General features: G+C 72.0%; 10 protein-coding genes. 4 read left to right on the plus strand and 6 right to left on the minus strand.

What is annotated here, in order from left to right; translation table 11 throughout:
* Positions 1–76: 76 nt before the first annotated feature.
* On the plus strand, positions 77–811 hold the full coding sequence (locus AB0I06_RS11455) for a hypothetical protein (RefSeq protein ID WP_363118552.1): 735 nt from the start codon (positions 77–79) through the stop codon (positions 809–811).
* Between the two features lie 69 nt (positions 812–880).
* On the opposite strand, the gene AB0I06_RS11460 is transcribed toward AB0I06_RS11455, so the two are convergent.
* Entirely contained in the window at positions 881–1,675 is a 795-nt protein-coding gene (locus AB0I06_RS11460) for a class II aldolase/adducin family protein (RefSeq protein ID WP_363118553.1), read from the minus strand.
* A 189-nt stretch (positions 1,676–1,864) separates the two neighbouring features.
* On the opposite strand from AB0I06_RS11460, the gene AB0I06_RS11465 reads away from it, so the two are divergent.
* Positions 1,865–2,338, plus strand: coding sequence for a pyridoxamine 5'-phosphate oxidase family protein (locus AB0I06_RS11465; protein ID WP_363118554.1), 474 nt, complete (start codon positions 1,865–1,867; stop codon positions 2,336–2,338).
* Positions 2,339–2,353: 15 nt separating this feature from the next.
* On the opposite strand, the gene guaA is transcribed toward AB0I06_RS11465, so the two are convergent.
* Positions 2,354–3,934 carry a glutamine-hydrolyzing GMP synthase gene (guaA, locus tag AB0I06_RS11470; protein WP_363118555.1) on the minus strand — a complete coding sequence of 527 codons (1,581 nt, stop codon included), beginning with the start codon at positions 3,932–3,934 and terminating at the stop codon, positions 2,354–2,356.
* Between the two features lie 330 nt (positions 3,935–4,264).
* Here guaA and AB0I06_RS11475 point away from each other — a divergent pair, with 330 nt between their 5' ends.
* Complete coding sequence (locus AB0I06_RS11475; RefSeq protein ID WP_363118557.1) at positions 4,265–4,546, plus strand: chorismate mutase; 282 nt, start codon at positions 4,265–4,267, stop codon at positions 4,544–4,546.
* A gap of 568 nt (positions 4,547–5,114) precedes the next feature.
* Here AB0I06_RS11475 and AB0I06_RS11480 read toward each other — a convergent pair.
* Positions 5,115–6,257 (minus strand): hypothetical protein, encoded by a 1,143-nt coding sequence (locus AB0I06_RS11480; protein ID WP_363118558.1) that lies wholly within the window; start codon positions 6,255–6,257, stop codon positions 5,115–5,117.
* Between the two features lie 214 nt (positions 6,258–6,471).
* Here AB0I06_RS11480 and AB0I06_RS11485 point away from each other — a divergent pair, with 214 nt between their 5' ends.
* The gene (locus tag AB0I06_RS11485; RefSeq protein WP_363118559.1) at positions 6,472–7,458 is read left to right on the plus strand and encodes an LAETG motif-containing sortase-dependent surface protein; all 987 of its coding nucleotides are present in this window, start codon (positions 6,472–6,474) and stop codon (positions 7,456–7,458) included.
* Between the two features lie 91 nt (positions 7,459–7,549).
* Here AB0I06_RS11485 and AB0I06_RS11490 read toward each other — a convergent pair whose 3' ends face one another.
* The 3 genes from AB0I06_RS11490 to AB0I06_RS11500 form a co-directional block, all read right to left on the minus strand.
* Positions 7,550–9,337 (minus strand): GMC family oxidoreductase, encoded by a 1,788-nt coding sequence (locus AB0I06_RS11490; protein WP_363118560.1) that lies wholly within the window; start codon positions 9,335–9,337, stop codon positions 7,550–7,552.
* 38 nt (positions 9,338–9,375) lie between these two features.
* Positions 9,376–11,013: a succinic semialdehyde dehydrogenase gene (locus tag AB0I06_RS11495; RefSeq protein WP_363118561.1), complete on the minus strand. Its 1,638-nt coding sequence runs from the start codon at positions 11,011–11,013 to the stop codon at positions 9,376–9,378.
* A 137-nt stretch (positions 11,014–11,150) separates the two neighbouring features.
* The gene (locus AB0I06_RS11500) at positions 11,151–12,980 is read right to left on the minus strand and encodes a serine/threonine-protein kinase (RefSeq protein WP_363118562.1); all 1,830 of its coding nucleotides are present in this window, start codon (positions 12,978–12,980) and stop codon (positions 11,151–11,153) included.
* Between the last annotated feature and the right edge of the window lie 91 nt (positions 12,981–13,071).

A 13,071-nucleotide genomic window follows, 5' to 3' on the forward strand; every position in this document is an offset into this window, starting at 1 on the left:
CCGGGTACAAGGGAGCGGGTGTGCGTGGTGAAGTGTGGGCCTGTGACAACTCCGCCGACAGGGAGCGTTTCTTCCGATGACCGCACAGCCCGCCCGCCTTGAGCGCACCGGTCCCGAGACCGCCTCGGTCATACAAGCCTCGCCCTTCAAGCCCTCTCTCGTGAGAGCGGTGTTCAGGGACGTGACCTCGATGCACGTCTCTCGGTCGGCCGCGTGGGCCGCCGCGTCGGTGACGCGGACCGTGCTGACGGAGATCATCGACGGCGCGAGGAGAGCGGCCGCGGAGGAGGCCCGGAAGAAGCTGGTTCCCGGGGACCTCCTCACGGCGATCGGCCGGAACGTCGAGCTCGACGTGGGGGACCAGTGGTACGCCCACAGCCCGACGTTCAACGGCAAGCGCAGCAGGTCGCGCAAACAGAGTGCTGTGGTCGGCGCCCACAGGTTCGAGGCCGGGGTCAGGAAGTTGTTGCGGAGCCAGGGGGCGACGGCCGTCCCGGCGATGGTCCGCGACCTGGACGGCATCGCGAGTGTGTTCCTGACAGGCCTCGCCCGGGACGCGGCCATGGTCGTCCGCGAGGGCGGGCTCAAACGTTTTGGTACGGTCACCCTGGCGATGCCGGGCGAACCGGCCGCCCCGCCCCCGCCCCTCGAGGAGCCCCTCCGGGCCCTGTCCGTCCGCAGGGGGGACGGGCGGACCATCGGCAGGGACGACATCCTGGCCGCCACCATGATCCAGTTGTTCGGCGGCAGCCTCAGGCAACGAGCCCTCATTGAGGCACGCGAGGCCGCACAGGGCACGTCGGCCGGCTGAGCGGGTGCGACCCGCATCGCCGCCCGCACCCTCGTCCGCCACCCGCGGACCCGCCACACGAGACGGCCTCTACGTCAGCAGACCCGGCTCGCTGCGGCTGATGTCCTCCCACATGGGCTGGTAGTTGATCCACGCCACCAGGTCGCCGCCCAGTTGCTCCCGGGTCGCCACGGCCATCCGGTGGTCGATCCGGACCGGCCGGCCGGCCGCCTGCGCGGTCAGCTGCACCTGGCAGGAGCGCTCCATCGACACGAACCACCAGGCCGCCGCGTCCACCGAGTCCCCGACGGTCAGCAGCCCGTGGTTGCGCAGCACGAGCGCCTTGCGGGAGCCGAGGACGGCCGCGATGCGCCGCCCCTCCTCGGCGTCGACGGAGACCCCGGTGTAGGTGTCGTAGAGGGCGTGATCCTCGTAGAAGGCGCAGCTCTCCTGGGTGATCGGCTCCAGCAGCTCGCCGAGGGCCGCGAGCGCCCGGCCGTGCACGGAGTGGCAGTGGGCGACGGCGACCACGTCGGGCCGGGCGGCGTGGACCTGCGCGTGCACGGTGAACGCGGCCTGGTTGACGTGGTAGCCGCCCTCGACGACCTGGCCGTCCTGGTTGGCGAGCACGAGGTCGCTCACGGTGACGTGCCGGAAGGGCATCCCGAACGGGTTGACCCAGAAGCAGTCGCTGAATTCGGGGTCACGGGCGGTGATGTGCCCGGACACGCCGTCCTCGAAGCCGAGCCGCCCGAAGATCCGCAGGGCGCCCGCGAGCCGCTCCTTGCGGTGCCGGCGCTCGTCCTCGACCGACTCGTGCATCGGCGGCATGGCGAACCGCAGCCGGTCGGTGGGCAGCGGCAGGGGCGGAGTGGGCCCGTGCATAGGTCCTCCAGCACTGGTTCTGCGTACGGGCGGAAATTACCGTCCGTGAGGCCGGGAAGAACAGGAGCGAATCGTGAAGATGACACGAGCGCCCCTGTGAGCACCGTGTGCCCATTCGTGTGCCCCCTGGCTCCCCGACCCCACGAATAGCCGACAGAAGATGTCGGATTTCGGCGCGACACTCTTCCCATGACTGCGAACTGGGCGGCTTTCGTCACCGCCGAACCGGATCTGGCCGCCACCGTCGAGAAGCGCTTCGGTGCGTACACCCACCACATCCTCGCCACGCTCCGCAAGGACGGTTCGCCCCGCACCAGCGGCCTGGAGGTGCGGTTCCTGAACGGCGAGCTGTGGCTCGGCATGATGCCGCACTCACTCAAGGCCCTGGATCTGCGCCGCGACCCGCGCTTCGCCCTCCAGGCGAACCCCGGGGAGGGCACGGGCATGGGCGGCGGCGATGTCCGGATCAGCGGCCGGGCGATCGAGGTCGAGGACGTGGAGACCAAGGCCCGGTACGTCGAAGAGGTGGAACCGCCGGAGCCGTTCCACCTCTTCCACACCGAGCTGACGGAGGTCGTGCGGACCTCCGTCGAGGACGACACCTACCTCGTCGTCCAGGTCTGGACGCCCGGCGCGCCCCTGCGCACGGTCAAGCGCACGTAGGGGTCACCGGGGGAATCACTCCCACTCGATGGTGCCCGGCGGCTTCGAGGTGACGTCGAGAACGACCCGGTTGACGTCCTTGACCTCGTTGGTGATCCGCGTGGAGATCCGGGCGAGGACCTCGTACGGCAGGCGCGACCAGTCGGCCGTCATGGCGTCCTCGGAGGAGACCGGGCGCAGCACGATCGGGTGGCCGTAGGTGCGGCCGTCGCCCTGGACGCCGACGCTGCGGACGTCCGCGAGCAGGACCACCGGGCACTGCCAGATGTCGCGGTCGAGGCCGGCCGCCGTCAGCTCCTCGCGGGCGATGGCGTCGGCCTCGCGCAGCAGGTCCAGGCGCTCCTTGGTGACCTCGCCGACGATGCGGATGCCGAGGCCGGGGCCGGGGAACGGCTGGCGCTGGACGATCTCCTCCGGCAGGCCGAGCTCCTGGCCGACCATGCGGACCTCGTCCTTGAACAGCTTGCGCAGCGGCTCGATGAGCTGGAACTCGAGGTCCTCGGGCAGGCCGCCCACGTTGTGGTGGGACTTGATGTTCGCGGTGCCGGTGCCGCCGCCGGACTCGACGACGTCCGGGTAGAGGGTGCCCTGGACCAGGAACTCGACGGCCGGGCCCTCGTCGGCGATGATCTCCGCCTGGGCCTGCTCGAAGACCCGGATGAACTCCCGGCCGATGATCTTCCGCTTCTCCTCGGGGTCGGAGACCCCGGCGAGCGCCTTGAGGAACCGCTCCTCGGCGTCCACGACCTTCAGCTGCACCCCGGTCGCGGCGACGAAGTCCTTCTCGACCTGCTCGGTCTCGCCCTTGCGCATCAGGCCGTGGTCGACGTACACGCAGGTCAGCTGGGAGCCGATGGCCTTCTGCACGAGGGCCGCGGCGACCGCGGAGTCCACGCCGCCGGACAGGCCGCAGATGGCGCGCTTGTCGCCGACCTGCTCGCGGATCGCGGCGACCTGCTCCTCGATCACGTTGCCCGTGGTCCAGGACGGGGTCAGGCCCGCGCCCCGGTAGAGGAAGTGCTCCAGCACCTGCTGCCCGTGCGTGGAGTGCATCACCTCGGGGTGGTACTGGACGCCGTAGAGCTTCTTCTCGTCGTTCTCGAAGGCGGCCACCGGGACGACGTCCGTGGAGGCCGTGACGGTGAAGCCCTCGGGGGCGGCGGAGCAGGCGTCGCCGTGCGACATCCAGACGGGCTGCTCGGCGGGGGTGCCTTCGAAGAGGGTGGAGGACACCTTGGAGACGTGCAGGCCGGTGCGGCCGTACTCGCGGGCGCCGGTGTTGTCGACGGTGCCGCCGAGGGTGCTCGCCATCAGCTGGAAGCCGTAGCACATGCCGAAGACGGGGACGCCGGCCTCGAAGATCTCGCGGTCGAGGCTGGGCGCGCCCTCCGCGTAGACCGACGAGGGACCGCCGGAGAGGATGATCGCCGCGGGGTTCTTGGCGAGCATCTCCGCGACCGGCATGGTGCTCGGCACGATCTCGCTGTAGACCCGCGCCTCGCGGACGCGACGGGCGATGAGCTGGGCGTACTGCGCGCCGAAGTCGACGACCAGGACGGTGTCGGCGGCGGTGGCAGCGGGAGTCGCTGATGACACGGGGTGCCTTCCGGCGGTGGGGCGGGGGTCTTGTGCTCCCGATTCTACCGGGGGGCGGTGGACCCGTTTCCGTGCGCCGGGGACCGGCCCCCGTCTCAGGATGCGAACCGGCTTGGACGCTTCCGGGGCGCGGTGCATACTTGCCCCCATGTTCAAGCACCAGACGTTCGTCTTTACCTATGGCATCCGGCCCGCCGGACGCCATGGTCGTGCTGCTTGAGCCACTGACAAGCAACGTTCCAGGCGCCCCGGGCCGACAAGGCCCCCGGGGCGCCTGTCGTCGTCCGGGCCGTGTCGCCCCGGGGCGGCCTCCCCTCACGAGGAGCCCCCATGACCACCATCGACGTGACCGGCGCCCGCACCCCCGAGGCCGCCGGCGTGATCACCGGAGCGCGCGAGCGGATCGACGCGCTCGACGACCGGATCATCGGCCTGATCCAGGAGCGGGTGGCCGTCTCCGCCGTCATCCAGGAGGCCCGGATCGCCTCCGGTGGGCGGCGTGTGAACCTCTCCCGCGAGATGGACGTGCTCGGCCACTACAGGGAGGCGCTGGGCAAGCCGGGCACGGCGCTCGCGATGACGCTGCTGGAGCTGTGCCGCGGCAAGGTCTGACGGCGGCGCGCGTCCCGTGACCGTGTTCCCGGGACAGACGTACGCATCACTCTCACCCGTACGGCGCGTGACCGGCCCCGCGCCGCCTCGTTGATCCCGGTGTCCGTGCCAGCCAGGGGCGGGCTCGAAAGAACCACGCGTGGCTCACTGGGGCGATGAGACGCACGGATCGTGCCGTGCGTCGTGGGACCTCGCTCCAGGGTAGTGACCGGACGGCAGGGGACAGCAGCCCGGTCACCCAAGAGAACGGCCGGCTCCGGGGACGCCCGGAGTCGGCCGGCGGACCTTGCATAAATGCACAAGTCCGGGTCGAACGGTTGCGGGCGCCGCGTTCTTCCAGCACGATGCCCAGACAGCCCAAGTCCCCCTCGCGGGCACCCGCATGACCGCACTTCCAGAGGTACAGACCAGCGGCGCTACCCCCCGGCGCCGCTTCCAGGCACCGGCGCTGCCCTGACGTCGGTGCTGACGAGAAGAAGGGCCCCGCGGCTCCACCCCGCGGGGCCCTTCGCCCTTGGCCCACGACCCTTCACTCCGCTCGGACGCGGGGCACTCACATGCGGGTCGCTCAGGTGCGGGTCACCGTGCCGCAGTCGTCGCCGTCGCCGTGGTCGATCTCCTTGCTGCGGTCGTACGGGTCCGTCGCCGGGCCGCTCGGGTCCGGGCCGGCGGACGTGCTCGACGGGAACCCCGGGTGCAGGTAGCCGTCGTAGACGAAGCACGACGAGTTGCCTATCTCCTGGTCGTAGTTCAGCAGGAGGACGCGGCCCGGTGTGACCTGGTACCTGGCGGGGTCGGCGAGTTCGACGTCGAGGACCCGGCGCACGATGGTCCGGGCGACCTCCGGAGGGCCGTCCGCCCGCACGACGGGGTAGACGAAGGTGTAGTCGGCGCGCACCGCCACACCCCCGTGCGAACCCTTCTTGACCGTCATGCGGCCGCGGGTCTTGACCACGTCACCGGCCGGCCGCACCTCGTCGGGGTCGAAGCGGCTGAACAGCGTCACCGGATCGTGTTCCTTGCTCGGGGAGCGCAGGCCGGTGCCGAGGTCGTCGAGGAGCTCGGGCTGCTTGGGGTCCAGCACGGAGAGCGCGGCCGCCGGGCGCGCCCCCTGGAGCGTCTTCGGGTCGAGGTTGGCCCCGACCAGCAGCTTCTTGGTCAGCTTCAGCGCCTGTTCCACCCGGTCCTTGGAGACCGTGCCGACGGCCTTGGCCTCGGGCAGGACGATGCCGGCCTCGCCGTCGGCCCAGCGCTCGGCCGGGGAACCGGCGAACGGCCGGTCCAGCGTCGGGGTTTCGGGGTCGGACGCTCCGGGCGCGGCGGTGGGCGCGGCCGTCTCCTCGGGCAGCGGTGCGGCTTCGGCGGCCCGGGACCCCCCGGTGCCGAAGGGGTCACCGGGCAGCAGCGACGGCTTCAGGGCCACCACGACGACGGCCACCGCGACGGACACCCCGAGCGCGGCCCACAGCTTGCGGCGCCGGGCCGCCCGCCCGTTCATCTCCTGCCAGGCAGGGCCGGTGCGCCACCCGGGCGGCTGTTCGCCCCGGGCGTCCTGCTCCCGCAGGCGCTCGGTCACCATGCGCGCCCGCGCTGACGGCTCTTTCGGGGCGGAGGAACGGATGTCCCGCTCGGTGTCGCGGGTGAACTGTTCCCAGACGTCGTCGGGGAGCTCCGAGGCCGACGGTTGATCGTCGGACGGCTTTTCAGACACGAACAAAGCATCTAAGCGGCCGGCGAGCGCCTTCACAAGAAGGTTCCTGGTGTGACTCAGCCCACATAAGAATTCTGTGAATGCCGGCACAACCATTCACAGGTTTCACGGATCAAACCTGCCGAACCAAGGGCCACTCCCGCGCCCCACACGCGGAGGCCTCCCCCAACGTTCGTGCCGCACCGCGCGGCACGCCGGACTCTCCGAGGTCTTCATGAAGCTTCGCCGCGCCATGGCAGCAGCGGCCGCTACGGCGGTCATAGCCCCGGTGGCACTGCTCGCGGCACCGGCCGCATACGCGACCGACGAAACGTCACCGGCCCCGAGCACGTCCGCGAGCGAGTCCGCTCCCGAGACGTCGCCGGCCCCCAGCACGTCCGCCAGCGAGTCCGCTCCCGAGACGTCGCCGGCCCCCAGCACGTCCGCCAGCGAGTCCGCTCCCGAGACGTCGCCGGCCCCGAGCACCTCCGCCAGCGAGTCCTCCCCGGCGCCGAGCGCCTCCGAGCCGGAGGAGTCGGAGACCCCGGAGCCGGAGCCCTCCGTGTGCGAGGACACCAAGGTCGACGTCGGCATCTCCGGCCTGCCCGGCAAGATCGCCGCGGGCAGCGGCTGGCACAAGTTCTCGCTGAGCGTGCTGAACGACTCCGACTCGACGCTGAACGACCTCAACTTCTTCGCCGGGGCCTCCCCCGACGAGAACGGCGAGGAGCTGTTCACCAGCAAGCAGGTCAAGCTCCAGGCCTGGGACCCCGACAGCGAGGTCTGGACCGACCTGAACGACGGCGGCTACGCGGTCGGTTACGTCGGCTACACCGACGAGCTGAAGCCCGGCTACGAGGTCGACATCCCGCTGCGACTCAGCGTCAGCAAGTCCGCCCCGGTCGGCGCCGGCTTCTCGCTCGGCGCGACGATCTACGGCGACAACGACGCCGAGTGCACCGGCTTCGGTGACGTGTCGTACAAGTTCCAGATCGTCTCCGCCGGTACGGACACCGACGGCACCAAGCCGCAGGAAGGCGGCAAGGCGCCCGTCACCGACGAGAAGCCGAGCGGTGACACGCCGGAGGTCACCGGCAGCCTCGCCGAGACCGGCTCCAGCTCGGCCCTGCCGATGATCAGCCTGGTCGGCGGTGCCGCGGTCGTCGCCGGTGCCGGCGCGATCTTCGTGGTCCGTCGCCGCAAGGCCGGCGTCCAGGCGTAAGCCGCAGCGGCCGGCAGGCCGCCGCACCAAGCAGAAGAGGGACCTGCGCTCGGAGGGGGGCGCAGGTCCCTCTTCTGTCTTCCGCTTCCGCTCAGTTCTTCGGCGGTACCGCCGGCATGCCGAGGAACGGCAGCCGCAGCGCGCCGAACGCCTCCGCGGGGACCGCCGGGGACTTCGGCTCGACCGGCTGGAGACGCTCGTAGGCCGTGCCCTGTCGCGGGCGCGGGTCGGGCTCGCCCTTGTTGGGCCAGTACGACATGGCCCGCTCGGCCTGAGCGGTGATGGTCAGCGACGGGTTGACGCCCAGGTTGGCGGAGACCGCGGCCCCGTCGACGACCGAGATGCCGGGGTGGCCGTAGAGGCGGTGGTACGGGTCGATGACACCGGACTCGCGCGAGTCGCCGATCGGGCAGCCGCCCAGGAAGTGGGCGGTGAGCGGGGTGCCCATCAGCTCGCCGACGTTGGAGCCCGCGAAGCCGTTGATCTCGGCGGCCAGTGCCGTCGCGCCCTCGGTCGCCGCCTTGATCTGCTTGGGGTTGGGGGCCCCGTGGCCCTGGCGGGCGGTGAGCAGACCGCGGCCGACGCCGGACGGTTTCAGGTGTGTCGTCAGGGAGTTGTCCAGCGACTGCATCACCAGGCCGATGATGGTCCGCTCCGACCAGCGGCGGTTGGACAGCGAGCGCAGCACCAGCAGGGGGTGCTTGGCCGCGTGGGTGAGGAAGCCCAGGACCCGTGAGGTGCCCGAGTTCCGCCCGGCGTAGGGCACCTGGAGGATGGACAGGCTGCCCATCGAGTTGGACCCCTTGCCGTAGCGGACCGGCTCGATGTGGGTGCTGGCGTCGGGGTGGATCGAGGACGTGATGGCCACGCCCCGGGTGAAGTCGGCCTTCGGCGCGCCGTGCGCCTTGCGGTAGCGCCGGTCGTCGGTCTGGGCGCCGACCAGGGCCTCGGAGTTGGTGCGGGTCAGTTCGCCCAGCCGGTCGGAGAGGTGGGGGAGCTGGCCGCCCGCCTTCATGCGGTGCAGCAGGGTCTGGGTGCCGTAGGTGCCGGCGGCGAGGACGACCTTGCGGGCGGTGTAGGTGCGGCCCTTCGCCTTGCGGCCGCGGTCGGTGGGCAGGGTGGCGACCGCGTAGCCGCCGCGCGCGTCGTCGGTGACCGAGACGACCGTCGTCATCGGGTGGACGACCGCGCCGGCCTTCTCCGCGAGGTGCAGGTAGTTCTCGTTGAGGGTGTTCTTCGCGCCGTGGCGGCAGCCGGTCATGCACTCGCCGCATTCCGCGCAGGCCCTGCGGGACGGACCCGCGCCGCCGAAGTACGGGTCGGGCACCTCCTGGCCCGGCTTCGCCTTCACCGAGCCGTCGGCGTCCTCGCCGTCGCCGAAGAAGACGCCGACCGGCGCCATGTGGAAGGTGTCACCGCAGCCCATCCGCTCCGCCGCGGCCTTCAGATGGACGTCCGAGGGGGTCATGGTCGGGTTGAGCCGTACGCCGAGCATGCGCCGGGCCTGGTCGTAGTACGGCGCCAGCTCGTCCTGCCAGTCGGTGATGTCACGCCACTGCGGGTCCTCGAAGAACGGCTTCGGCGGCACGTAGAGGGTGTTGGCGTAGTTGAGGGAACCGCCGCCGACGCCCGCGCCCGCCAGGACCATGACGTTGCCCAGCAGATGGATGCGCTGGATGCCGTACATGCCGAGCTTCGGGGCCCACAGGTAGTTCCTGAGGTCCCAGGAGTTCTTGGGCAGGGTCTCGCGGGTGAAGCGGCGGCCGGCCTCCAGGACGCCTACCGTGTAGCCCTTCTCGGTGAGGCGCAGGGCGGTCACCGACCCGCCGAAGCCGGAACCCACGACGATGACGTCGTAGTCGTAAGCGTCCTGAGGCACGTGCCGTCTCCCCTTCGAGTGGCTGGAGCGAGGGTCGTCTACCGGAACCGGAACGCCTTCATCAGGCGCAGGCTCCGACTCATGAACCGGGCGTACTGCTCGTCGTCCATGCCCAGCGAGGGGGCCATGGGGAGCACGCGCTGGTGGGCGACCGTCTGGGCCTCGGTGTACTTGAGGATGCCCTCGGAGCCGTGGCGGCGGCCGAGGCCCGAGTCCTTCATGCCGCCCATCGGGGACTGCACGCTGCCGTAGGCGGGGGCGTAGCCCTCGTTGATGTTGACCGTGCCGGTGCGCAGCCGGGCCGCGACCTCCTGGCCACGACGGCCGTTCTTGGTCCAGACCGAGGAGTTCAGGCCGTACGCCGTGGCGTTGACGCGCTCGATCGCCTCGTCCTCGTCCGTGAAGCGGTAGACCGAGACGACGGGGCCGAAGGTCTCCTCCGTGCAGACGGACATGTCCGGGGCGACCCCGTCGAGGATCGTCGGCTCGAAGAAGTACGGGCCGATGTCGGGGCGCGCCACCCCGCCCGCGACGACCTTCGCGCCCTTGGCGACGGCCTCCGCCACGTGCCGTGTGACCGTCTCCAGCTGGCGCTCGCCGACCAGGGAGCCCATCTCGGCGCCGTACGCCAGGGACGTGCCGAGGCGCATGGCCTTCGTGCGGGCGGCGAAGCGCTCCAGGAAGGCGTCCGCGATCGACTCGTGGACGTAGAGCCGCTCGATGGAGATGCAGAGCTGGCCCGCGGAGGAGAAGCAGGCGCGCACGGCACCGGCCGCCGCCTTCTCGACGTCGGCGTCCTCCAGCACCAGCATGGCGTTCTTGCCGCCGAGTTCGAGGGAGACGCCCACCAGACGGGCGGCGGCCCCCTGGGCGACCTCGCGGCCGGTGCGGGTGGAGCCCGTGAAGGAGACGTAGTCGGCGTGCCGCACGACCTCGGGGCCGACGACCGGGCCGTCGCCGAGGACGACCTGGAAGACGTCGGCGGGCAGCCCGGCCTCGATCAGCAGGTCACGGGCCCACAGGGCGGTCAGGCAGGTCTCGGTGTCCGGCTTCATGACGACCGCGTTGCCCGCGACGAACGCCGGGAGCGCGTCGCCGACCGACAGCTCCAGCGGGTAGTTCCAGGGGGCGATCTGGCCGACGACCCCGCGCGGGTGGTGCAGTTCGGTGACCTTGGTCAGCGTCGGCACGGCGCCGGCGTGCCGCTTGGGCCGGAGGTAGGAGGGGGCCTTGCGGCCGTAGTGCCGGGCGGCGACCGCGACGGCCTGGACCTCCTCGTGGGCGTGCAGCCGGGCCTTGCCGGTCTCCAGCTGGATCAGGTCGAGCACCTCGGCCTGGCGCTCCAGCACCAGGTCGTGGAAGCGGAGCAGGACGGCGGCGCGCTGCCGTACGGGGGTCCGCGCCCACACGGCCTGTGCGGTGCGGGCCAGTTCGTAGGCCTTCGCCACGTCCTCGGGCGTCGATGCGGGCAGGTCGGCCAGCTTCTCACCCGTGAACGGCGTGTGGTTGGCGGTCCTGCCGGAGCCGACGACGCCCTTGGTGAGCTGGGCGACCAGCTCGGGCGTGACCACGTCCGCGGCGGTGCGGGCGCCCTCCGGGGCGGGGGCCAGGGGGTTCGTGCCGGTCTGTGCCGTGTCGGTCTCCGCCGTCTTCTCGGCGGCCTGCGCGTCCGTCATGAGGCGCAGGGTATGCCGCCACGGAGGCTTTGGGTACCCGTCGGTAATACGGCTTCACCGAGTACACACACGCCGCCAGTGACCGCTGGCAACAAATGCGCTGATCAGGGCGTTGAGCGGTGACCGGCCGGAGTGATTCAGCCTTTCACGATCCCGAGCCGCGCCTGGGCCCCGCGGAACACAGCGGTGCCCTCTTCCTCCTCCGGTGTGCCCCGGGGCATGTCGACGCGCAGCTCGTACATGCGGTCGTCGCCGGTGCGGATCACCACCCGCATGGCCCGCCGGGGGACTTCGCCCCGGTGGTACGCGGTGTCGGCGAGGGCGGCTTCCCGGCCCTGGACGCGGGTGCGGGTGTACCGCGTCTCCCCGCCCCCTTCGTGCGTCTTCCTCGCCTGGTCCATCGGGGAGGCCGGGGCCTCGTCCCAGGCGAGAAGGCGGACCTGGATCGTGCCGGTCCGCTCGTCGCCGTAGAGCGCCGTGCGGGGCCCGCCCGACGCGCCGCCGGTCCGTTCGAGGAGGCGGTAGCCGTGCGGGAGGTGGAGGACGGCCGCCATGTCCGGCTCGGGGTGCGAGGTCCAGGCGTCCGTCGCGTCGGCGGTCCGCTCGGCACTGTCCGCGCTGCTGGTGTCCGCGAGCTGTGTGACGGCCCCCAGACCACCGGCGAGCAGCGCGCTGAGGAGGGCGAGGGGGCCGGGGCGGAGGAGGGACTGGCGTTTGGGGGGTGCGGGGTCCTGCGGCGGTGGGTCTGCCGGCAGGGCTTCCGGCGGGACCGGCTGCGCGAGGGGGGTGGGTGAGGCGGCTGCGGGGACGGGGGGCGCGGCCGGGGCGCCGGGCATCGCCGCCGGGGCGCCGGGGATGGCGGCCGGGGTGCCGGACCGTGCGGCCTGCGGGTCGGACTGCGCGGCCCGCGGGTCGAACTGCGCGGCGGGCACGGGACGCTGTGCGGCGGGCGCCGGGCGCTGCGCGGTGGGGACGGGGCCGGGAAGGGTGTCGACGGGAGGCACGGTCCGGGCGTCGGTCTCGCGTACGGCTGCGGTCGCCGGCGGTGCCGCCCGGGTGGGTATGGGCTCGGCCACCGCCTCCAGTTCCTTCGCGACCTCCTCGGCGTCCGGCCGCTGCGCGGGGTCCGGCAGGAGCAGCCGGGCGATCAGCGGTCCCAGCGCTCCGGCCTGTCCCGGCTCGGGCGGCTCGGCGGCGAGGACCGCGGCGACCGTGGCCTCCGGCGTGGCGCGCAGGAACGGGGAGGTGCCCTCGACGGCCGCGTACAGCAGGACGCCCAGCGACCACAGGTCCGAGGCGGGCCCGGCGATGAGCCCCGAGATCCGCTCCGGCGCCACGAACTCCAGCGAACCGGCGGGCCCCCCGCTCGCCGTGCGGGAGTCCTCGCCCTGACCGTGGCCGATGCCGAAGTCCGTGACGACGACACGCCGGTCCGGGCCGAGCAGCACGTTGGCGGGTTTCACATCGCGGTGCACGATGCCGACGGAGTGCGCGGCGCGCAGGGCACCGAGGACGGCGAGGCCGATCCGGGCGGCTTCGGGCACGTCGACCGGGCCGCGCCGGAGCGTCTCGCGCAGGGACTCGCCGGGCACCAACTCCATGACGATCCAGGGGAGTCCGTCCAGCGCCTCGGCCCCGTCGAGTTCGTCGGGTCCGACGGGTCCCGGCCGTTCGTCGCGCCGCTCCGCCTCGACGACCACGTCGTGGATGGTGACGGCGGCGGGATGGTCGACGCGGGCGGCGGCACGGGCCTCGCGGTGAAGCCGGTGCGCGGCCCGCCGGTGGCTCTCGTCCTCCGGGCCACCCGGCAACCGCGGTTGCTTGACGGCGACTTCGCGTTCGGCGAGCTCGTCATGGGCTCGCCAGACTGAACCCGTCCCGCCGGAGCCGATGCGCTCGATCAGCCGGTACCGCCCGCCGACCGTCCGGCCCCGGGCGTCGTCCGTCCCGCCCCCGTCGTTGCTCATGCCCCATCAGTACCCCGCGCGGCGCGTTCTTGTCGACGCGGGTCCTTTTCGGGGGTGTTGAGGGGCGGATTCAGGTCCGGCGTGGAGTCGC

Source organism: Streptomyces sp. NPDC050674, assembly GCF_040654575.1.
GTDB lineage: Bacteria > Actinomycetota > Actinomycetes > Streptomycetales > Streptomycetaceae > Streptomyces.

Bases quoted from the DNA above. Each gene is read 5' to 3' on its own strand.
- AB0I06_RS11455 (WP_363118552.1), top strand. From the start codon at position 77: ATGACCGCACAGCCCGCCCGCCTTGAGCGCACCGGTCCCGAGACCGCC.
- AB0I06_RS11460 (WP_363118553.1), bottom strand. From the start codon at position 1,675: ATGCACGGGCCCACTCCGCCCCTGCCGCTGCCCACCGACCGGCTGCGG.
- AB0I06_RS11465 (WP_363118554.1), top strand. From the start codon at position 1,865: ATGACTGCGAACTGGGCGGCTTTCGTCACCGCCGAACCGGATCTGGCC.
- AB0I06_RS11475 (WP_363118557.1), top strand. From the start codon at position 4,265: ATGACCACCATCGACGTGACCGGCGCCCGCACCCCCGAGGCCGCCGGC.
- AB0I06_RS11485 (WP_363118559.1), top strand. From the start codon at position 6,472: ATGAAGCTTCGCCGCGCCATGGCAGCAGCGGCCGCTACGGCGGTCATA.
- AB0I06_RS11495 (WP_363118561.1), bottom strand. From the start codon at position 11,013: ATGACGGACGCGCAGGCCGCCGAGAAGACGGCGGAGACCGACACGGCA.
- AB0I06_RS11500 (WP_363118562.1), bottom strand. From the start codon at position 12,980: ATGAGCAACGACGGGGGCGGGACGGACGACGCCCGGGGCCGGACGGTC.